This window comes from Pseudovibrio denitrificans JCM 12308 (assembly GCF_001310815.1).
GTDB classification, from domain to species: domain Bacteria; phylum Pseudomonadota; class Alphaproteobacteria; order Rhizobiales; family Stappiaceae; genus Pseudovibrio; species Pseudovibrio denitrificans.
Map to the genome: position 1 here is coordinate 14,524 of NZ_BAZK01000001.1, position 20,775 is coordinate 35,298.

General features: G+C 53.8%; 13 protein-coding genes and 3 pseudogenes. 10 read left to right on the forward strand and 6 right to left on the reverse strand.

Annotated elements, in window-relative coordinates; translation table 11 throughout:
• Nucleotides 1-280: 280 nt before the first annotated feature.
• Nucleotides 281-538 carry a hypothetical protein gene (locus JCM12308_RS00080; protein ID WP_054782490.1) on the forward strand — a complete coding sequence of 86 codons (258 nt, stop codon included), beginning with the start codon at nucleotides 281-283 and terminating at the stop codon, nucleotides 536-538.
• On the opposite strand, the gene JCM12308_RS00085 is transcribed toward JCM12308_RS00080, so the two are convergent.
• Nucleotides 535-1,350: a GlxA family transcriptional regulator gene (locus JCM12308_RS00085; protein ID WP_244271796.1), complete on the reverse strand. Its 816-nt coding sequence runs from the start codon at nucleotides 1,348-1,350 to the stop codon at nucleotides 535-537. The two genes, JCM12308_RS00080 and JCM12308_RS00085, sit on opposite strands and share 4 nt — an antisense overlap.
• Nucleotides 1,351-1,627: 277 nt before the next feature.
• Here JCM12308_RS00085 and JCM12308_RS00090 point away from each other — a divergent pair, with 277 nt between their 5' ends.
• From JCM12308_RS00090 to JCM12308_RS00120, 7 genes and pseudogenes are all read left to right on the forward strand, one after another.
• Complete coding sequence (locus JCM12308_RS00090) at nucleotides 1,628-2,881, forward strand: sarcosine oxidase subunit beta family protein (protein WP_054782491.1); 1,254 nt, start codon at nucleotides 1,628-1,630, stop codon at nucleotides 2,879-2,881.
• A gap of 11 nt (nucleotides 2,882-2,892) precedes the next feature.
• Nucleotides 2,893-3,210 (forward strand): sarcosine oxidase subunit delta, encoded by a 318-nt coding sequence (locus tag JCM12308_RS00095; protein WP_054782492.1) that lies wholly within the window; start codon nucleotides 2,893-2,895, stop codon nucleotides 3,208-3,210.
• A pseudogene (locus tag JCM12308_RS00100) lies at nucleotides 3,191-6,192 on the forward strand (sarcosine oxidase subunit alpha). The gene JCM12308_RS00095 and the pseudogene JCM12308_RS00100 overlap by 20 nt, the downstream one beginning before the upstream one ends.
• A 13-nt stretch (nucleotides 6,193-6,205) precedes the next feature.
• Entirely contained in the window at nucleotides 6,206-6,718 is a 513-nt protein-coding gene (locus JCM12308_RS00105) for a sarcosine oxidase subunit gamma (RefSeq protein WP_054782493.1), read from the forward strand.
• Nucleotides 6,719-7,375: 657 nt separating this feature from the next.
• Nucleotides 7,376-8,650, forward strand: a complete 1,275-nt coding sequence (locus JCM12308_RS00110) for an aromatic ring-hydroxylating oxygenase subunit alpha (RefSeq protein WP_008547298.1) — start codon at nucleotides 7,376-7,378, stop codon at nucleotides 8,648-8,650.
• Complete coding sequence (locus JCM12308_RS00115) at nucleotides 8,647-9,777, forward strand: FAD-binding oxidoreductase (RefSeq protein WP_054782494.1); 1,131 nt, start codon at nucleotides 8,647-8,649, stop codon at nucleotides 9,775-9,777. The genes JCM12308_RS00110 and JCM12308_RS00115 overlap by 4 nt, the downstream gene beginning before the upstream one ends.
• A gap of 132 nt (nucleotides 9,778-9,909) precedes the next feature.
• The gene (locus JCM12308_RS00120; RefSeq protein ID WP_174519162.1) at nucleotides 9,910-11,556 is read left to right on the forward strand and encodes a BCCT family transporter; all 1,647 of its coding nucleotides are present in this window, start codon (nucleotides 9,910-9,912) and stop codon (nucleotides 11,554-11,556) included.
• A 60-nt stretch (nucleotides 11,557-11,616) separates the two neighbouring features.
• Here JCM12308_RS00120 and JCM12308_RS00125 read toward each other — a convergent pair whose 3' ends face one another.
• Nucleotides 11,617-12,654 carry a GlxA family transcriptional regulator gene (locus JCM12308_RS00125; RefSeq protein ID WP_008547190.1) on the reverse strand — a complete coding sequence of 346 codons (1,038 nt, stop codon included), beginning with the start codon at nucleotides 12,652-12,654 and terminating at the stop codon, nucleotides 11,617-11,619.
• 471 nt (nucleotides 12,655-13,125) lie between these two features.
• Between JCM12308_RS00125 and purU the strand changes: the two genes are divergently transcribed.
• Nucleotides 13,126-13,983, forward strand: a complete 858-nt coding sequence (gene purU / locus JCM12308_RS00130; RefSeq protein ID WP_054782495.1) for a formyltetrahydrofolate deformylase — start codon at nucleotides 13,126-13,128, stop codon at nucleotides 13,981-13,983.
• A gap of 62 nt (nucleotides 13,984-14,045) precedes the next feature.
• Nucleotides 14,046-16,605 (forward strand): annotated as a pseudogene (locus JCM12308_RS31175) (GcvT family protein).
• Nucleotides 16,606-16,692: 87 nt separating this feature from the next.
• Here the strand turns inward: JCM12308_RS31175 and speB are convergent.
• The 4 genes and pseudogenes from speB to JCM12308_RS00160 form a co-directional block, all read right to left on the reverse strand.
• Nucleotides 16,693-17,660 (reverse strand): annotated as a pseudogene (gene speB / locus JCM12308_RS00145) (agmatinase).
• Nucleotides 17,661-17,681: 21 nt separating this feature from the next.
• On the reverse strand, nucleotides 17,682-18,962 hold the full coding sequence (locus tag JCM12308_RS00150; protein WP_054782497.1) for a TRAP transporter large permease: 1,281 nt from the start codon (nucleotides 18,960-18,962) through the stop codon (nucleotides 17,682-17,684).
• Nucleotides 18,959-19,564 (reverse strand): TRAP transporter small permease, encoded by a 606-nt coding sequence (locus tag JCM12308_RS00155; RefSeq protein ID WP_054782498.1) that lies wholly within the window; start codon nucleotides 19,562-19,564, stop codon nucleotides 18,959-18,961. Before JCM12308_RS00155 ends, JCM12308_RS00150 begins: the two co-directional genes overlap by 4 nt.
• Nucleotides 19,565-19,623: 59 nt before the next feature.
• On the reverse strand, nucleotides 19,624-20,646 hold the full coding sequence (locus JCM12308_RS00160; protein WP_041768521.1) for a TRAP transporter substrate-binding protein: 1,023 nt from the start codon (nucleotides 20,644-20,646) through the stop codon (nucleotides 19,624-19,626).
• Between the last annotated feature and the right edge of the window lie 129 nt (nucleotides 20,647-20,775).

Genomic DNA, 20,775 nt, shown 5'->3' on the forward strand with positions numbered 1-20,775 from the left:
AGTTGAGAAAAGTCAATAATGCTTTGTAATATTTGATTATTTTACATTTCTTTGAGCGCGCGGAGTTTGTCAGGCACTGCTCATAAGTGAGTATTTTTGATTATTATTTATGCGATTTTTGGTCGTGACTATATTTTAGACACAACTTTATTTTGCAGGTACCGTTTTCGGTGAGGGCATCTTAAGGAACCGACCGGCTTACGGTTTTCTTGTTTACAGAGAGCCCCTAAGTTGGAAGTCAGCTTGAGATTTATCTTCGTTTTGCGTTTCTGGTTGGATCATGACAAACATCTTCATCATTGCCGGAGCTCTCTTCGGGATTATCGTTGCCCCTCTGGGCTTTTTTGTTGGCCTGCAGGTTTCGCCTGTGTTAGCGAATGTTCTCCTACTGCCCTTCATCGTTGTCAGTTGGTCCTCCGGTATCCTGTTAGGAGACATGTCGGCACTGCTGCTTGTGTGGTCAACAGTGCTTTCCATTGCGTTCTGGGCGACTGTGTTTGGACTGGTTGGTTTTGGGATTAAGAAACTGCGCCGCTAATCAATCAGGGATTTGCGATAGGTGCTGGCGGTTTGGCCGGTGTGTTTTTTGAAGACCTTGTTGAAGTGGGATGCATCGAAGAAGCCGGAGCGGATTGCTACGTCTGTTATGGTGGCATCTGTTTCATCCAGCAAGCGTTTGGCTTCTTCTATACGAATGTGACTGAGGGCTTCAGCGGGTGACTTCCCCAGATCCGCTTTGAACTTCATTTCCAGACTGCGGCGCCCTACTCCCAGCATTTTGCAGAGTTGCTCGATGCTGCGCAGGTTTTCTGTCTCCTGCTGCATCATGAGGACTGCACGCTGGACCAGATTATCTTTAGCTTTCAGCGATGTGGGCAAGAACGGCTGGGCTTTGCTGTCATCCTGCGCTTCATCCACCATGAGAATATTCAGGCTTTTACGCGCCTGGCGCAGGCCAACATGTCGTTCCACCAGATATGCTGCCACATGAACAGCGCTTGTTCCGCCAGAACAGGAGATCCTGTCCCTATCCACTACGAAGATCCGGTCCGAGACTGGCTCCAAGCCATCAAACTGTTCCAGAAAATCCGTGCGGTGGAACCAGCTAACGCAGCATTTGTATCCATTCATGAGACCTGCCCGGTTCAGTATGAAGCTACCGGTACACAGGCCAATCAGAGGAACATTCTTAGCCACAGCGCTTTGCAAGTAGTCTACATAGCGACGATCCAGTCGCTCGATGTGTTCAATCAGGCCGCCGACAACAACCAGATAATCAAAACTGGATGGGTCAGCCAAACCGGTATCAGGATGAATGCGCACGCCGCAACTGGCGCGGATGGGTTTCATGTCGGGAGCAATAACACTCCAGTTACAAAGGATCGGACGACTGCTGTCCCCTTCATCTGCTGAAAGGCGCAGGACGTCGATGAAGCTGGCGAAGGCAGAGAGCGTGAAACGGTTGGCAAGAATGAAGCAACATTGAGTGCAGGTCGAGATTTCCGTGAAGGACTATCGGTAATTGCCATCTGCACCCCTTGCGCAAAAATACTCCAAATTCTTCGCAAGAGTACCATACACGATTTTACTTAGTGGGCAAACTTGCTTGAATTCCAAGGAGGTAGCCTTGTCAAAATTTTCCGCAGTATCGCTTCTGAAGGGCGCGCTTACGGGCTATAAGAATGTTGAGCCGCAATGGCCTGATGCTGAGCTTAAGAGCGAGTATGACGTCATCATCGTGGGTGCCGGTGGGCATGGTCTTGGCGCTGCTTATTATCTGGCCAAGGAACATGGCATCACCAATGTGGCGGTGATTGACAAGGGATGGCTTGGCGGTGGCAATACAGGCCGTAACACCACCATCATCCGGTCCAACTATCTTTATGACGAAAGCGCGCGCTTGTACGACCATGCGGTGGATCTGTGGGATGGGCTTAGTCAGGATCTCAATTACAACGTCATGTTTTCGCAGCGCGGTGTGATGATGCTGGCGCATAATGTTCATGATGTGCAGAGCTTTAAGCGGCATATCCATGCCAACAGGTTGAACGGCGTCGACAATGTGTGGCTCACACCTGAGCAGGCAAAAGAGAAGTGCCCACCGCTCAACATCTCGCCAAGCGCACGTTATCCGGTGATGGGTGCCGCCTTCCAGCAGCGTGGTGGAACTGCTCGTCATGACGCGGTGGCCTGGGGTTATGCGCGTGCGGCTGCAGCGCGTGGTGTTGATATCATTCAGAACTGCCCTGTTCTTTCCATTGAGCGCGGGCCTGAAGGAGCCGTGACTGGCCTGCAAACGGCCCGTGGTTTTGTGAAAGCGAAGAAGATCGCAGTGTCAGCAGCCGGTGGTACCTCCGTTGTGATGGATACGGCTGGGGTTCGCCTTCCACTGGAAAGCTATCCCTTGCAGGCGCTTGTGTCAGAACCTGTGAAGCCGATCTTTCCGCAGGTGGTTATGTCCAACACCGTGCACGCTTACATCAGCCAGTCTGACAAGGGGGAGCTGGTGATTGGATCCGGGACTGACCAGTATGTGTCTTATTCCCAACGCGGCGGGCTTCCACTGATTGAACATACGTTGGCTGCGATTTGCGAGGTATTCCCGATCTTCCGGCGCATACGCATGCTGCGCAAATGGGGCGGAGTTGTTGACGTGACGCCGGATCGTTCTCCGATCCTTGGCAAGACGCCGGTGCAAGGGCTTTATCTCAACTGTGGCTGGGGCACGGGTGGTTTCAAGGCAACGCCGGGCTCTGCGCATGTGTTTGCGCATACGATCGCACAAGATGAACCCCACCCGATCAATGCACCATTTACGCTTGAACGTTTTGAAACCGGACGTCTAATTGACGAAGCAGCCGCTGCTGCTGTTGCGCATTAAGGAGGCAGCCGATGCTTTTAATTCACTGTCCTTATTGCAAGGAAAAACTACCCGAGCTTGAGTTTGAGTATGCAGGACAAGCGCATATCGCTCGTCCACTAAACCCTGCTGAGCAGAGCGATGCTGAGTGGCGGGATTACTTGTTCATCCGTTCCAATGTGCGGGGAGACCATGCTGAACAGTGGCGCCATACGCATGGATGTGGACGTTATTTCAATGCCTTGCGCAACACCGTGAGCGATAAGTTTATCGCGACCTATGAGATTGAGCAGCCTCGTCCGACTGGTTCTGAAGAAGGTGAAAAGAGCAATGAGCAACTTGAGAGTTGATGGCAAAGGTCGCATCAATCGCGACAAGCGCATTCGCTTTACCTTTGATGGTGTTTCCTATGAAGGCTTTGAGGGCGATACGGTCGCTTCCGCCCTGCTGGCGAATGGCGTGCATCTTATGGGGCGTTCGTTCAAGTATCATCGCCCTCGTGGGCCGGTGACAGCAGGATCAGAAGAGCCCAATGCGCTGATCGGGACGTCTCGCGGAGGTGCCGGACGGTTTGAGCCGAACACGCGCGCAACCGTTCAGGAGATCTATGAGGGACTGACAACTGTCAGCCAGAATAAGTGGCCAAGCCTGAACTTCGACGTTGGTGCGATCAACGATAAGCTACATAAGCTTTTTGCGGCTGGCTTTTACTACAAGACCTTCATGTGGCCAAAGAGCTTTTGGGACAAGGTTTATGAGCCGGTCATTCGGGCCTCTGCTGGTTTGGGAGTTTCACCAAGCGAGCCGGACGCAGACGCCTATGCTTCACGCTATTTGTACGCCGAGTTACTGATTGTCGGCGCCGGTCCTGCTGGGCTTGCTGCGGCGCTCACTGCAGCACGGAATGGCACGGATGTGGTGCTGGTGGATGAGAACCGGGAGCTTGGTGGCTCCCTGCTTTCTGAAGCGCCTGCGAGCATTGATGGTAAGCCGACAGAAACGTGGCTTTCTGAATGTATTGAAGAGCTTAGTACACTTCCGAATGTGCGCCTCATGACACGGTCTGTTGCGATTGGGTACTATCATGAGAACATGGTGGGTGTGGCTGAGAAGCTGACGGATCATCTGGCATATCCGCCAGCAGGTGCACCGCGAGAGCGGATGTGGCGCATTCGGGCGAAGGAAGTCATTCTGGCGCAAGGCGCGCTGGAGCGACCTTTGGTGTTTGATGGCAATGATCGCCCGGGCGTGATGATGGCAAGTGCTGCGCAGACATACCTCAATCGGTATGGGGTGAAGGTTGGCACTGCGGCTGTTGTTATGACTTCGCACGACTCTGCTTGGTATGCAGCGTTTGATTTGGTTGATGCGGGCGTGACGATCGCTGCGCTGGTTGATGTGCGTTCTTCCGTTGGCGATCATCTGCTTTCTGAGGCGCAAGCGCGGGGCATAACTGTAAAGACAGGCCACACAGTTTTGAGCGTTGCAGGTAAGAAACGCGTTTCTGGCGTTCAGGTTGGTAGGGTAACCGGTGATGGGAAAGTCTCTGATATTACGTCTGTTTCCTGCGATACAGTGTTGATGAGTGGAGGCTGGACCCCATCGCTGCATTTGTTCTCTCACACCAAGGGCAGCTTGCATTGGGATGAGGAGAACGAGGTTTTCCTTCCTGGAGAGAAGACAGAGCGCTGCCATATTGCGGGTGGCGGTCGCGGTTTGTGGAGCCAGCAGGCAGCGTTTGATGATGGTGTGCTTGCAGCAGAGCAAGCACTGACCTCTTTGGGACAGACTGCGAAAACCATTTCGGTTGATGTGGATGGCGACCGGGCCGGGTCTGGCATCGTGATGGAAGAACTGCCGAGCAACGATGATAAGTTGCTCGCCGGGCATTTGTAGACTTCCAGAATGATGTGACAGCGAAGGATATTCGTCTTGCTGTGCGTGAAGGTATGCTCTCCATTGAGCACGTAAAGCGCTTTACAACCAATGGCATGGCGACCGATCAGGGCAAGATGTCCAACATGAACGGGCTGAAGATCGCAGCTGACGAGTTAGGACGCCCTGCTCCCAAGGTTGGTTTGACAACCTTCCGTCCGCCTTACACACCAACCACATTCGGCACCTTTGCGGGTTACCACAAGGATGAGCTGTTTGAGGTGACGCGCAAGACCAAGATTGACAGTTGGGCGGAAGAAAACGGTGCCGTTTTTGAACCTGTCTCGCTCTGGCGCCGGGCCTGGTATTATCCAAAGGCTGGCGAAGATATACACGCTGCTGTTGCGCGGGAATGCAGAGAAACCCGGGCTTCTGTGGGCATGTTTGATGCCTCTACCCTCGGCAAGATCGAGGTGGTGGGACCGGATGCAGCCGAGTTCATGAACCGGATGTACACCAACCCGTGGTCCAAGCTTGCTCCGGGGCGGTGTCGTTATGGACTTCTGCTGGGTGAAGATGGGTTCATTCGTGATGATGGTGTGATTGGGAGGATAAGTCAGGATCGGTTCCATGTGACGACGACAACTGGCGGTGCTGCGCGGGTTTTGACCATGATGGAGCATTTTTTGCAAACTGAATGGCCGGATCTGGATGTGTGGCTAACGTCAACAACTGAGCAGTGGTCCACCATTGCGCTCAATGGTCCGAATGCACGTAAGGTATTGGAACCATTCGTCAAAGGCACTGATCTTTCTACCGAAGCCTTTCCGCATATGGCACTTCGTGAGTGTACTGTCGGCGGGTTTGAAGCGCGGTTGTTCCGGGTGAGCTTTACCGGGGAGCTGGGTTTTGAGGTGAATGTTCCATCTGAACATGGTCGAGCACTTTGGGAGATGCTTTATCAGGAAGGCAAGAAGTATGACATGTGTGTCTACGGCACTGAAACCATGCATGTTTTGCGCGCAGAAAAGGGTTACATCATCGTCGGCCAAGACACTGATGGCACAGTTACACCTGCAGATGCGGGGCTGACCTGGGCGATTGGTAAGAAGAAGCCGGATTTCGTGGGCAAGCGGTCTTTGACGCGGCCTGACATGTTGCTTTCAAACCGCAAGCAGTTGGTTGGGCTTTTGACGGAAGACCCGAGTGTTGTGCTGGAGGAAGGCGCGCAGATTGTGGAGTCTGGAGATACCTCCATTCCGGCTAAGATGCTGGGACATGTGACATCTTCCTACTGGAGTGAATCTTTGGGGCGTTCCATTGCCATGGCCTTGATTGAAGGTGGTTTTGAGCGGGATGGGAAGTCGATCGACGTTCCGATGCCGGGACAAACCCATCGTGCAACCGTTACCGGGACCGTGTTTTACGATCCTGATGGCGAGCGGATTAATCTTTAAAGGAGCGGCGCAAATGGCTTTCAACACCATAGTCGAAACTCTGCCAGCGATGGGCCGTTTTAGTTTGCGTTGCAAACGCGAAAACACCGTTGCTATGTCAAAAGCCCTCGGATTTGAGCTGCCGTCCACCATCAGCGAGCTGGTTCGCTCCGGCAACGTGACCGCTCTCAAGTTGGGTCCGGATGAATGGATGCTGACCTGCCCAATGGATGAGCGAGCGAAGATCAAAGAACCTCTGGCGGCAGTTTATGCAGATGCTGTTCATAGTCTGACGGAGGTTTCCAGCCGCGAAGTGAGTATCCGGGTTTCGGGACCAGAAGCTGAGGAGCTGTTATCCACGTCGTGTCCCCGCAACTTGAGGGAGCTGACGGTTGGGTGTGGGGTGCGGACTGTTTTTGATAGTGTGCAGGTGATCCTGACGCGGGAGGAGCAGAACCAGTTTCGGCTGGATGTCTGGCGATCGTTTGTGCCCCATGTGATGGGGCTGCTTTCCGTTGCCACAAAAGAGTTTGAATGCGGCCTTTAGGGCCGCATTTTTTATGGCACTCGCCTTGAGTGATCAGCAAGGTCCAACAGATTCCACCAGAAGTATTGCGACATGGGCTGCATCAGCATCCGCTGATTTGGCAAGGCGTTGCTGCGTGCAGTTGAGCGCTTGTCATGATTACACCAATCACAGTGTTCAGGCGTCGCATTTTTACTGGCAAAATGCCTCAAACTTCCTGCCAGTGTGAGATTAATTCGAACTAGATTTCCTGATTACTCTCGATTTTCGGGTGTGTGACGCAAAGATACGGCACCTGAAAATTAGGAGAGCTGCCGCACGATAAGAGGGAGGCTTAAAGTGTATCAGTCAGCATTTTTCAGGGCTTGCGCTTCGCTCAAGTCTTCTGGATTGCAATCCGGCCAAAGGCTCTTCTGTGCTGAGCTAATGACGGTCGCTGATCATTGTCCCCCTCAGGTTCGGCAGAGCTATAATAAAGTCTCCCGACGCCTTTCACTTGTCACTTTAACCAGATGCCCCAAGCATCTAAATCCCAAAAGAAATCTGGACTCGTTTTCCCTAGAGTCAGATTCGCCCCTTAACTCACTCGTTTGTCGCGGTCAGGCATCCAACCTGGTCATCTCAGCAACCTGCACCGGTCAACTCCCCAGGCACCATTTTTAGCCGAGGTATCTGAACATGAGCGTTCCGTCTTATATCAAAGATCTTATAGCTCACCGCGAAAAGGGCAAAAGCCTCAGAGCCCCCTTCTACAGTGCTCCCGACATTCTTGATCTGGACATGGAAGTGTTTTTTCGCAAGCACTGGATTTTCGTGGCTGTTGAACCTCAACTTCCCGAACCAGGTGATTGCATCACCGTCGAAATTGGCAAGACATCTGTCCTGCTTTTGCGCGGTGATGACATGGAGATCCGTGGTTTTCACAATATCTGCCGACATCGCGGTGCGAAGCTCATTGATGAGCCTGAAGCGACCATCGGCAACATCGTGTGTCGCTATCATGGCTGGACGTACAATGAGGATGGTGAACTCATTCTGGCTGAGCATATGGGCAAGGACTTTGACAAGACCTGCCATGGCCTGAAGACCGTTCATGTGCGCTCCATTGCTGGCCTTCTCTTCATCTGCCTTGCCAAGAACCCGCCGGAAGACATCGAAGAGATGGCGCAGACCATGGAGCGCTACATCGCGCCTCATGATATTGCCAACTGCAAGGTGGCCTATACCGCTGATCTGGTAGAGGAAGGCAACTGGAAGCTGACGCTTGAGAACAACCGTGAGTGCTATCACTGCGAAGGTACGCATCCGCAGCTGACCGTGCCACTTTCCGAGTTCGGCTTTGGCTTCTCGCCTGATGAGATGGATGAGCGGCGCACTGCGGACGTTAACAAGTACCTGTCTCTGCTCGAGAGCGAGCATAAGCGCTGGGAGGCTGCAGGCCTACCTTCTGCTGAGGTAGACAAGCTTTCCAACACCACCAGTTTCCGCTGCATTCGCCTGCCGTTGATGGGTGAAGGCGAGTCCCATACGCTGGATACCAAGATTGCCTGCAAAAAGCTTCTTGGTGATTTCAAAGACGCCAAACTTGGGGGACTGAGCTTCTGGCATAACCCCAACTCATGGCACCATTTCATGAGCGATCACATCGTGACGTTCGCGTCCTTCCCGTTGTCGCCGGATCGAACGCTGGTGCGGACCACGTGGCTGGTGCACAAGGATGCGATTGAGGGAGAGGATTACAACCTCGATAATCTGAAGCAAGTCTGGATGATGACCAACCAGCAAGATGCGGATCTTGTGCGTTTGGCACAGCTGGGCAGTGAAGACCCAGCTTATGAGCAAGGCCCTTACTCTGAGTACACGGAGCCTCATGTGGAGGCGTTGTGTGAGTGGTACATTGAGCGTCATAAAGCGCACATGCCTGCCGATACTATTGAAATGGCGGATGCATGACCCAGAATGTAACTTTTGATGATCTGAAGACCGTCACAGACTACGATGAAGAGCACTTCACCGAGGCAACCCGGATCCCCATGTGGGATCCGGAGGTGGATGATGTTCTGGTCTGCCGACAGGTTCGGCAGGAAACGCATGATGTAAAGACGTTCCTGTTTTCGGCACGTGAGCCCCGTGTTTTCAGGTTTTATCCCGGCCAGCATATGACCTTTGAACTTCCTGTCGAAGGCATGATCATGCGCAGCTATACGATTTCAGCCAGTGCTGCGCGGCCTTACCGTATTGAAATCACAGTCAAACGGGTGCCGGGCGGTCCGGGGTCCAACTGGCTGCTTGACAACATGGTGCCGGGCAAGGAAGTGAATGTGACCGGTCCTGCTGGTGAGTTCACCACGGATGCGACACAGGAAGAAAAACTGCTGTTCATTTCGGCTGGCAGTGGCATTACGCCAATGATGTCCATGACACGCACGGCCTGTGATCTTTGTGCGCCGACTGATCTCCATTTTATTCATGCAGCACGCACTCCGGCGGATATCATCTTTAAAGATGAACTGGAGTTGTTGGCAGCGCAAAACCCAGCTTTCAAGCTGTCATTTACGTGCAGCACAACCTCCGGCCATAACAGCTGGAGCGGGTTTGAAGGACGATTGAGCCTGCAGATGCTTTCGCTGATGTCACCGGACTTCAAGGACAGGAAGATCCTGTGCTGTGGCCCTGCCCGCTTTATGGAAGGCGTGCAGAACATGCTGCTGGAAGCTGGTTTTGACATGACCAACTACCATGAAGAGAGCTTTGACTTTGGCGCTGAAACAGCCGGTACGTTTGAAGAGCAAGTTGCTGCGCCAGAGATCAGTGACCAGACCTACCGCGTCAGCTTTACCAAGACCGGCCATGTGGTGGAGTGCGGTCCGGGTATGACAATCCTTTCTGCAGCCCGCGAGGCTGGTATTTTGCCGATGGCATCCTGTCAGCGCGGTATTTGCGGGACATGTAAGTCTCAACTCGTTTCGGGTGAAACCGACATGCAGCATGGCGGCGGCATTCGCAAACGAGAGATTGATCAGGGCAAGATCCTGATCTGCTGCACCACACCACTTTCTGACATTGAAGTTGAACTTTAGTGTCAGACGCTCCCCCAACCATTGAAAACAAACACAAAAAACGGGTATCCGATCAACAAGAACGATAAGAAAGGTCCAGCCAAAGGATCTCTCCTGACCACAAAATAGAAGGTCCAACACAGGAGAAGCTGCATGACTGATTTACGCAATACCGACCGCCCCCCGGCGGGGGTTTTAGATAGTCCATCGGACGAACTGGCAGACTCGGATTACAGTCTTGGCCAAGACAATATTGAAGGAAAACTTGGGCCAATCGGCTTTGACATTCACAATCCGGTATTTGCGATCTCAGCGCTGACTGTTGTTGCTTTTGTTGCTTACACCCTCTTTTTGCCAGATCAGGCAAACTCCGTTTTCAGCCTGCTGTTTTCGACAGTGACCAAAGGCTTTGACTGGTTCTTCATCGGCTCTGCCGACATCTTCGTTATTCTGTGTCTGGTTCTCGTCGTCAGCCCTTATGGCAAGATCCGCCTTGGCGGTAAGGAAGCGACACCTGATTTCAGCTATGTGAGCTGGTTCTCAATGCTTTTTGCAGCCGGAATGGGCATCGGCCTGATGTTCTACGGCGTTTCTGAGCCGATCAGTCACTTCTCCTCCGCTCTTGGCGGCACCACAGTTGGAGCTGATGGCGTGCGCACTGACTGGGCGCCTCTTGGTGCTGCGGCGACGCAAGAAGAAGCGATCCGTCTGGGTATGGCGGCCTCCATCTTCCACTGGGGGCTGCACCCATGGGCGATCTATGCTGTGGTTGGTTTGAGCCTTGCATTCTTCAGTTATAACAGAGGTTTGCCGCTTACCATCCGTTCTGCGTTCTATCCAATCTTTGGTGAGCGCGTGTGGGGTTGGCCGGGTCATATCATTGATATTCTGGCGGTCTTCGCGACCTTATTCGGTCTGGCAACCTCTCTTGGCCTTGGTGCAGTGCAGGCCAACTCCGGCTTTAACAAGCTGTTTGGTATGCCGATTGACAGTACGTGGCAGGTTATTCTGATCACCGGCATCACCGCAGTTGCTCTGGTTTCTGTTGTGCGCGGCCTGGAAGCAGGTGTGAAGTTGCTTTCTGAGATCAACATGGGCCTTGCCGTTCTGCTGGTCATGTTCGTTGTTATCGCTGGCCCAAGCATGATCCTGCTGCCGGATGTGCTGAACTACCTTGGCGCTTACCTGCAGTATCTGCCTGCCCTTTCCAGTCCAGTGGGTCGTGAAGATGTAAACTTCATGCAAGGTTGGACTTCGTTCTACTGGGCCTGGTGGATCTCCTGGTCGCCATTTGTGGGCATGTTCATCGCACGTGTAAGCCGTGGGCGTACGGTTCGTGAGTTCCTTGTCAGCGTGCTGCTGATCCCGTCTCTGGTGTGTGTGCTCTGGATGTCCATCTTTGGCGGCGCTGCGATCAGCCAGATCGTCAATGACGGTTACACCGCTGTTCAGCAGGCCGCTCTGCCGGTTCAGCTGTTCACCATGCTGGATGCTATGCCATGGGCAACCATCACAAGCTTTGTCGGCATCGTTCTAGTGATCGTGTTCTTCGTCACCTCCTCCGACTCTGGCTCATTGGTGATCGACACCATCGCAGCTGGCGGTAAAGTGGACGCCCCTGCACCACAGCGTGTGTTCTGGTGTTTGTTTGAAGGTCTGATCGCGATTGTGCTGCTGCTTTCTGCAGGTGGCCTGAAGTCGCTGCAATCCATGGTGATTTCAACTGGCCTGCCGTTCACGATCGTGCTGCTTATCATGTGCGTTGCGATTTGGCGCGGTCTGGCGAGCGAGCCTCGATAGAACTGACTGTTATTGCGAATGAAGATGCCGCTGGGGTTCAGCCTCGGCGGCATTTTTGCGTCAGGCGACTTGTTCCTGAGGGGCTGGCAGTCCCCGCAACACCTGCGGTGTACAGCCATACCGGCGGCGGAACATGCGGCTGAGATGGGATGAATCGCAGAACCCGCAGTCGACCGCGATTTGAGCGACGGACTTCTGGCTGGTGAGAACGAGATGGCGGGCAAGGTCCAGACGGATGTTGAGGAACGCGACTTGCGGTGAAGTTTCCAGAGACAGGCGGAAGTATCGCTCGATCTGGCGTTTGCTCTTGCCCATGCGCTGCGCGATTTCCTGAATGGAGATCGGGGCATCAATGTTCTGCTGCATAATGTGAAGCGCACGTTGCACGATGGGGTTCTGGGTTTTCAGATCCAGCGGAATGCCCGGTTGGGGCTTTTCAGCCTGATGGGCATCATCGATGATCATGATGTGAAGGCTTTTGTTGGCATGTGCCGTGCCTACATGTTTGTCCACCAGATAGGCCGCCAGATGGGCGGAGCTGACGCCGCCTGCGCAAGTCAGACGATCTCTGTCGACCACGAAGATCTGATCGGTGACCGGATCGAGGCCGTCGAACTGTTCCTTAAAATCTGAGTGGCTGAACCAGCTGACACAGCTGCGGTATCCATCCAGCAATCCGGCGCGGTGCAGCAGGAATGCGCCGGTGCAAACGCCCACGAGCGGCACTCCGGCAGCGGCGGCTTCCTGCAAGAAGTTCTGATAGCCCGCGCTCAGATCTGTGCCGTCTTCAATAAGACCACCAACGACAACGATATAGTTGAACCTGCGCGGGTCTCCCAGCCGTTCCTTTGGATGGACCGAGATGCCGCTGCTTGAGGGGATCGGGTCCATGGTATCGGAGAGAACGGTCCAGTTGCACAGGATCGGGCGGCTGCGGTCACCTTCATCGGCTGCAAGGCGCAGCACATCCACGAAGTTGGCAAAGGCGCAGAGGGTGAAGCGTTTGGCGAGGATGAAGCCCACGGACAAGCGGGTTTTCTCCTGCCTGGCAACAGGTTTGCGAAGCGCGGTGGTCGGCTGCGAGGTCGCTTGTGTCATACAAAATGCTCTCCCAAAATGCGGAGCGATCTCAGCCCATGTCTCCATTGGCTTTTGCGCTCCGGGTCCCTGCGATCCCGGTCAGTTTCAACCTGTCTTCAGTGGCACAAATATCCTGTTGCTCTGACCATTTCGACTTCATCTGCGATTGCCGTTTCCCTTCCCGTTGGCTGCCTGTTTGATCGTGGCCCTGCCAGTCAGAAGAGATGCCGCAAACGCATCTAAGTCATGCAGTATTTATACTTAATTTGAGTCTGGTTGGCTATGCATTGAATTTGCTTTGCCGTGAAAATTGATCGGGCGTGAGATGGGGAGTGTTTGGGGCGACAAATGTCGTCTGGGTAATCCCATTGTGACGCAAATCTCCTATTTCCGGGCGGTAATTCTCGCCAAATTGATGGTTTGATGATGCCAAGGTCGCTGCAAAACGCCTTGTTTCATTTGGGAATTTGATTGGGAGAGACAATTCCAGTGAGTGAGACCACCTTCATCCTCCGCTTCACCTGTGTTGATCAGCCGGGCATTGTTTCGACAGTGACCTCTGCTTTGGCGTCCCGCGGCGCGAATATTGTTGAAGCGAACCAGTTCTGCGATCGCAAGACCAACCAGTTTTTCCTGCGCGTTGCCGTGCGTGTGCCTGAAAACATCGACAAGGCCGCTCTGGAACTGGCCATGTCACCTGCCGTTGATCGCTTCAAGATGCGGCTGAAGGTGGAGGATTTCTCACGTCAGCCCAAGATCATCATCATGGTCTCCAGATTTGATCATGCGCTGCTGCATCTGCTCTATCAGATCAAAGTGGGCTGGCTGGATGCGGAGGTTGTGGCAATTGTCTCCAACCATGCGGATAGTCAAGGTGTTGCCGACCACGAAGGCATTCCGTTCCACCATTGGCCGATCACCAAGCAAAACAAGCTGGAGCAGGAAGCCAAGCTGTCGGAACTGATTGAAAGCACCAATGCTGAGCTTGTGGTTCTGGCGCGTTACATGCAGGTGCTGACTGATGAAATGTCGAGCAAGTTCTTTGGCATGATCATCAACATTCACCACTCGTTCCTGCCAAGCTTCAAAGGCGCAAAGCCCTACCATCAGGCGCACGACCGAGGTGTGAAGCTGATCGGTGCCACGGCGCATTACGTGACGCCGGACCTGGATGAAGGGCCGATAATCGAGCAGGAAACCGAACGCGTGAACCACGGCATGACAGCCGAGGATTTCGTGGCAACAGGCCGCGATATTGAATCGCGCGTGCTGGCCCGGGCGGTCAAGTACCATCTGGAAGGCCGCGTCATGCTCAACGACAACAGCACCGTCGTCTTCACCTCATAAAGCCCCTTGTCAAACGCTCCCCCACACCAGCGAGTGCTCCACTGAAGTAAAGGATCGAGATCATGTCCGCATTTCCAAGCAAAGCGAAAGTTGTGATTGTTGGCGCTGGCGGCATTGTTGGAGCCTCGGTCATTCATCACCTTATTGAGAACGGCTGGGACGACATTGTTGGCATCGATAAGTCTGGCATTCCGACGGATATCGGGTCCACGGCACACGCCTCTGACTTCTGCTACGCCACCAGCCACGATCTGCTGACCTGCTGGACCACCATGTATTCCATGGATTTTTACGAGAAGATGGGCCACTACGCACGGATCGGCGGTTTGGAAGTGGCCCGTGTGGGCGATGATGAGCGTATGGCGGAGCTGAAGCGGCGCGTGGATTCCGGCAAGGCGTTTGGCACCAATGTGAAAATTATCAGCGCAGCTGAAGCAAAAGAGAAGTTCCCGCTTCTGGAAGAAGATCAGATCCAGGGTGCCATGTGGGATCCAGATGCGGGCCTAGTGGTGCCGCGCTCGCAAACCGTAGCGGGTAAGCTGATTGATCAGGGCGTTGACAGCGGCAATCTCAAGATTTTTGCGAACACATCTGCGCTGGAACTTGTAACGGAAGATGGCCGTATTACTGGCGTGATGACAGAGCGCGGCACGATCCATGCAGATCATGTGGTGGTGTGTGCAGGGCTGTGGGGGCGTCTGATTGCGGAGATGGCGGGTGAGGATCTGCCCGTTATGCCGGTGGATCACCCCCTCACCTTTTTTGGTCCTTACAACGAGTTTGAAGGCACTGGCGCTGAGATCGGCATGCCACTTTTGAGGGATCAGGGTAACTCAGCCTATATGCGTGATACAGGCGATCCGAAGAGCACTGAGGGTGGCCAGATTGAATGGGGTTACTACTACGAAGAAAACCCTCGCCTTGTTCATCCGCGTGAGATTTTGGAGAAAGATCAGGCCCGTCTGTCTCCCTCTCAACGGGATCTGGTGCTCGAAGATGTGATTGAGCCGCTTGAGAAGGCCATGGAGCTGACGCCGGTTCTGGCAGAGCTTGGTTCAACGAAAGCCATTCCTTCAACGGCCTGTTGCAAACCTCCATTGATGGCGGACCGTCCATGGGTGAAAGCCGAAAGCTGCGCGGGCTTTGGTATGCGGTGGGCATCTGGATCAAGGACGGTCCGGGCATGGGCAAGCTGATTGCTGACTGGATGACCCATGGCAAAACCCATATCGACCACAACTCTGTTGATTTTTCCCGGTTCAACGAGTTCCAGCTGAACGAGCAGTACATTCATGATCGCTGCTGGGAAACAGCCAAGAAGATCTATAACCCGCCGGTTCACCCGCGTGAGCCGTTTGCAAATGCGCGCGGTATTCGGCGCTCTCCGTTTTATGAGCGTGAGGTTGAACTGGGCGGATACTTCATGGAATTGGGTGGCTGGGAGCGTGCGCACGGATATGCGGCCAACGAGCATTTGCTGGTCAAGCACGGCAACCGGGTGCCTGAGCGCGAGAACGAGTGGGACAATCGACATTTCTGGCGGGTTTCCAATGCTGAGCATCTGGAGATGAGTGAGGATTGCGGCATCATCAACCTCTCACACTTCCACATCACGGATATTTCCGGCCCGGACCATGTCACGCTTATGGAGTGGTTGTGTGCTGCTAAAATTGGCGGTGACAACAACATCGGCAAAGGCATTTACACCCACATGCTGGATGATGATGGCAATGTGCGTGCAGACTTTACTGTGTTCCGCATGGATGATCGCTGCCGGCTGGTGAATGGCGCTGATGCAGGGCACGTGACCTTGTTTACATGCAGCGCGTTGCGGATGACAACGGCTGGGACGTGACCATCGCTGATGTGACCGAGGATTACACCACTATTGGCATCTGGGGGCCGAATGCCCGTGAGAACCTGCAGAAGGTGGTTGATGATCCTGACGCTTTGAGCGTGGAGAACTTTCCGTTTGCAGCTATCCGCGAGATTACCATTGCAGGCAAAACGGTTTCCGCTTTCCGCATCTCCTATGTAGGCGAGCAAGGCTGGGAGCTGCATATGCGCTATGAAGACGGCCTTGCCGTTTGGGATGCGCTTCGTGAGATTGGAGTGATTGCGGTTGGCGTTGAGACCTATGCAAACTCGCGCCGTCTTGAAAAATCCCTACGCCTGCAAAACGCTGATCTGCATACGCAGTACAATCTGTTTGAAGCTGATCTGGCACGCCCGAAAGTGAAGGCTGCTGAGTTCCGGGGCAAGGAGAAGCATGTTGCCTATCGTGCTCGTGAGGCTCAACCAGCGATGCTGTGTACTCTGGTGATGACAGACAACATCGACAAGGACGGTGTGGCCCGCTTCCCGGTTGGCAATCTGCCCGTGATGCATCCAGAGACCGGTGAAACTCTGATGGATGAACTGGGCCGGCGTTCGTACACAACGTCCATTGCCTACGGCCCGAGCATCGGCAAAAACATCGCCCTGGCCTACCTGCCCAAAGAGTATTGCGAGGAAGGCCGCAAGCTTGAAGTTTCTTACTTCGACGAGGTGTACCCGGTTGAAGTTGTCGGCATCGGCTACGCTCCGCTTTATGACCCGGAGAACCTGAAACCACGAAGCTGATTTGCGGCTCTCAACTCCAACTCCTCAAAATGAAAATCCCGGGCTGTGACCCGGGATTTCTTTTGGTTTTAAGCGCTTTCAGCTCAATCAGCTTTTCTTGTTATGGAAGATAAAGCCGATGAAGTTGAGGAGGAGCTGGGCGGCGAGGATTTGGTTGAATCTGATGGGTCGTATGCTGGGGCGACTTCCACCAGATCCATGCCAACCACATCGCCGCGTTTGCTGAGGCCCTGCAGGATTTCCAGAACGTCATAGTACTGGAAGCCACCATGGCTAGGGGTGCCGGTGCCGGATGCGATGGACGGGCAGAAAGCGTCGATATCGATGGTCACGTAGTAACGTGCGCCTTCCGGAATGCGACTGAGCACAGCTTCCGGGCCCAATTCACGCACCTGACGAACAGAGAGGATGTCAGATCCTCTTGCGCGGGCATCGTCGTAGCCTTCTTTGGCGGTTGAAGACACATTGCGGATGCCCAGCTGGGTCATGCCGGAAACGTAGTCTTTCTCAATCGCGCGGCGCATCGGGTTGCCGTGACCTTCGGTGACGCCGTGGCGCTCATCCACGAAATCGAGGTGTGCATCGATCTGAATGACGTGGATTGGACCATTCTTGGCGCAGTCTTCTTCAAATGCGCGAATACATGGGATGTTGATGGAGTGGTCTCCGCCAATCACCACAGGCAGTGCGCCTGCGTCCAGGATCTTCTTGACGCCCACCTGAATGTTCGTGTGGCTTTCTTCCGTTTTAGTATGAATGATGTCTGCATCCCCAATATCAACGATACGGACATCACCGCCCAGATAGGTTGCATCATCCTCATGGTCGTAAGCCCCCGCGTGACCGAAGGAAAACAGCGTGGATGCTTCGCGGACAGCACGTGGGCCAAAACGAGCACCGGAGCGCCACTGGGCGCCGAAATCAAATGGTGCACCGAGGACTGCTACGTCTGCATCAATGGCATCCCAATCCCACACATATTCTTTTTTGCCAAAGGTTGAGATGCCAACAAATGGCAGGTTCAAACGCCCGGACGCATATCCATGTTCAGACATATTTTTTTCTCCGTTACTTGATCATCTGTAGGCGAGTTCCGGGAGGAACAACGCAATTTGTGGGAACGCCATCACCAGTGCCGTGGTCAGCAGCAGGATCAGCAGGAATGGCGGTACGCCGCGCACAACATCCACGAAAGGCCTGCGGAACACAGCGATGGCCGTGAACAGGTTGCAGCCGAATGGCGGTGTGGCTGCACCGATAGCGACTTGCAGTGTGATGAGAACACCGACCAGAACCGGATCCAGCCCCGTGGACTTGATGAGTGGTGCGAAGATTGGCACCAGGATCAAAATCACCACGATTGAATCGACAAACATACAGCCGATAAAGAAGGCTAGAATGATCGCCGTCAGCGTGAGCATTGGACCGGCTTCGTTGAGGCCCAGTGAGCTGATGATGGTTTGTGGCACCTGCGCAAACGACAGGGTCCATGAGAACGCCGCACCTGCTGCGATCAGGATGAACACCACAGAGGTGATTGCGCCCGTTGAGAGAGCGATATCCGGCAGGTCCCGCAGGCGGATGGATCTGAAGATTAACGCTTCCAGAACAACCGCATAGAGCACGCAGATGGCCGCAGCTTCAGTTGGTGAGAAGACACCACCATAGATGCCGCCAACAATGATGACTGGGAAACCCATAGGCCAGACAGCACGTCTGACGGCGGTCAATCGCTCGCCCCAGTCAGATCGATCCAGCACCGGAATGTCGTGCTTGTAGGCATGCCACATGCAGTAGGCGGAAAAGAACGCCACGATGATGAGGCCTGGTACGATCCCCGCAATGAAGAGCTGGGAGATCGAAGTGCCCGATACAACGCCATAAATGATCATGCCGATGGATGGCGGGATCAGGTAGGCCAGATCAGCGGCGTTGACGATGAGGCCAATGGTGAAGCTGTCTGAATAGCCGGACTTGAGCATGCGCGGACGCATGGCGCCACCAACTGCCACCACGGTGGCCTGCGTTGAGCCGCAAACCGCGCCAAACAGCGCACAAGCGCTGGTGACTGAGATGGCCAGACCGCCTTTGATATGCCCCATGAACCGCATCACCACATCAATCAGGCGATCGGCGGAATGACCTCGTGTGATAACATCTGCTGCCAGAATGAACATGGGCACGGCCACCAAAGCGGATGGTTTGACGCCGCCGATCATCTGCTGGATCAGGATTTGCGGACTGAAGTTTGGAAAATAGATCAGAAAGCCGATGAACGCCGCCGAGATCAGCGGCATCTTCATGGGGAAGCCGAAGAGCAGCAGGGCGATCATGACCGTGAGCATGAGTTCTGTCATTTTACAGCCCCCTCTTCTTTTTCCACGAAGCGCGCCACAGCCGCGGCTGTTTCCGGGTCTTCGTAGCTGTCCACTTCCAGATAGGAGACGTAGATCTCCTCCTCAGCCAGATTGAGGTTGCGTAGGGCTGTCAGGAGATATTGCAGGGTTGCCAGAGCGAGGCCGATCACCACCCAGATGTAGGTGAGATAGAGCGGCACCTGCAGCGCTGGTGTGACCCGGCCACGGCTTGCGACTTTGGCAACATATTCAACGGCGTACCAAGTGAGGATAGCCATCATTGTTGCGGTCATGATCGTGATCAGGATCATCAGAATCTTGCGCATTTTTTTCGGCAATGCGTCGTAGATGGCGGACATGCGAATGTGGATGCCCTTTCGCGTGGCATAGCCCAATCCCATGAACGTGATGATGACGATCAAGAACTCGTTGAGTTCCTCTGAAAAGTAGATCGACTGATGAAAGACATAGCGCCCGAACACATTCGCGATGGTGTTTACGGCCATGGCGATGATGCCCCAACTGAGGATGAAGACCTCAATCTTACATATTATGCCGTCAACTTTCCCGAGGAGCTTAAAGGGGACAGAACGGGGTTCCATCGGCTCCCTCCTCCAGTGAGCCCACACCCCATGCCTCAGGCTGGAGTGTGGGTATTCCTTTATTGATGAGTTGACGCGATCTCAGTTCTCAGAGCGTCGAGCAGAACTTTGCCGCGATCTCCTGCCGCTTCCACATACGCGCTTTCAGTTGCTTCGCTGCGGGCGCGGAAGACATCACGCTCTTCTTCCGACAGAACAACGAGATTGATATCCGGCTTGCTGGACTTGATGATATCGAGGCGCTTCTGGTTGAAGTCCGTGACAACGCCATCGATAAACCCGGACATGCTGGCCATGGTTTCCCGGACCAGTTTCTGACGATCTGGCGAGAGCGTGTCGAACCAATCTGTACCAGCAACAACGGTGGTCACCAGCTCCTGCTCACCTGCCCAGATGAGGTAATCGGTCACTTCATAGAACTTCATTTCCTCGATGGTCGGGACCGGGTTGACCTGCCCATCAACGGCACCAAGCTGCAATGCGCCGAACACTTCGCCAAATGGAAGTGGTGTTGGGCTGGCGCCCATGTTCTTGTAGGTCTCCAGCAGAATTGGAGAGACCATCACACGCATCTTGAAGTTGGAGAAATCATCCGGGTTTCTGATTTCCTTGTTCGTCGTCCAGACCTGCGGCCCTTCAGAATACATGGTCAGCACTTCCAGACCGCGCTTGCGGAAATCATCGTTCAGATCACCGTAAATGGTCTTGGAGTTGTTCAGAATGTCAGAAACTGCCTTGGCATCAGAGGGGAACAGATAAGGCAGCAGGAAAATCTGACTTTCCGGGACAATGGTGCCTAGATTGCCGATGGAGACGTTGGTGAACTGGATCAGCCCGTCCGTTGCCTGTTCAACCGTGTCCGTTGGTGTGCCAAGTGTGCCCATCGGGAAGATTGTGATGGTCACATCCCCGTTGGTCTTGGCTTCAATACGTTTTTTAAACTCCTGCGCGTAGGCATCCATGATGGAACCTGGAATTTCTTCAATAGCGAACTTCCAGTCTTCCGCATGGGCGCTGAGCGGTGCAGCACTCAGAACCATTGCAGCAGTCATTGCTTTTAGCGACTTAAGAATTGAGCTCATTTGATCCTCCCACAGAACTCGCTCTTCCTTCCTCGCCACCAGCACACTCGATGTTGAACTGAGAAAAAATATCAAATAAGTTATGTTTACATGAAATATATCAATGTAATTAAATTATCTGAGAACAGA

Excerpts from the sequence above, each read along its gene's own strand:
- JCM12308_RS00110 (WP_008547298.1), top strand. The coding sequence starts at position 7,376 with ATGAGCGTTCCGTCTTATATCAAAGATCTTATAGCTCACCGCGAAAAG.
- JCM12308_RS00095 (WP_054782492.1), top strand. The coding sequence starts at position 2,893 with ATGCTTTTAATTCACTGTCCTTATTGCAAGGAAAAACTACCCGAGCTT.
- JCM12308_RS00080 (WP_054782490.1), top strand. The coding sequence starts at position 281 with ATGACAAACATCTTCATCATTGCCGGAGCTCTCTTCGGGATTATCGTT.
- JCM12308_RS00160 (WP_041768521.1), bottom strand. The coding sequence starts at position 20,646 with ATGAGCTCAATTCTTAAGTCGCTAAAAGCAATGACTGCTGCAATGGTT.
- JCM12308_RS00125 (WP_008547190.1), bottom strand. The coding sequence starts at position 12,654 with ATGACACAAGCGACCTCGCAGCCGACCACCGCGCTTCGCAAACCTGTT.
- JCM12308_RS00115 (WP_054782494.1), top strand. The coding sequence starts at position 8,647 with ATGACCCAGAATGTAACTTTTGATGATCTGAAGACCGTCACAGACTAC.
- JCM12308_RS00155 (WP_054782498.1), bottom strand. The coding sequence starts at position 19,564 with ATGGAACCCCGTTCTGTCCCCTTTAAGCTCCTCGGGAAAGTTGACGGC.
- JCM12308_RS00120 (WP_174519162.1), top strand. The coding sequence starts at position 9,910 with ATGACTGATTTACGCAATACCGACCGCCCCCCGGCGGGGGTTTTAGAT.
- JCM12308_RS00150 (WP_054782497.1), bottom strand. The coding sequence starts at position 18,962 with ATGACAGAACTCATGCTCACGGTCATGATCGCCCTGCTGCTCTTCGGC.
- JCM12308_RS00105 (WP_054782493.1), top strand. The coding sequence starts at position 6,206 with ATGGCTTTCAACACCATAGTCGAAACTCTGCCAGCGATGGGCCGTTTT.
- JCM12308_RS00085 (WP_244271796.1), bottom strand. The coding sequence starts at position 1,350 with ATGAAACCCATCCGCGCCAGTTGCGGCGTGCGCATTCATCCTGATACC.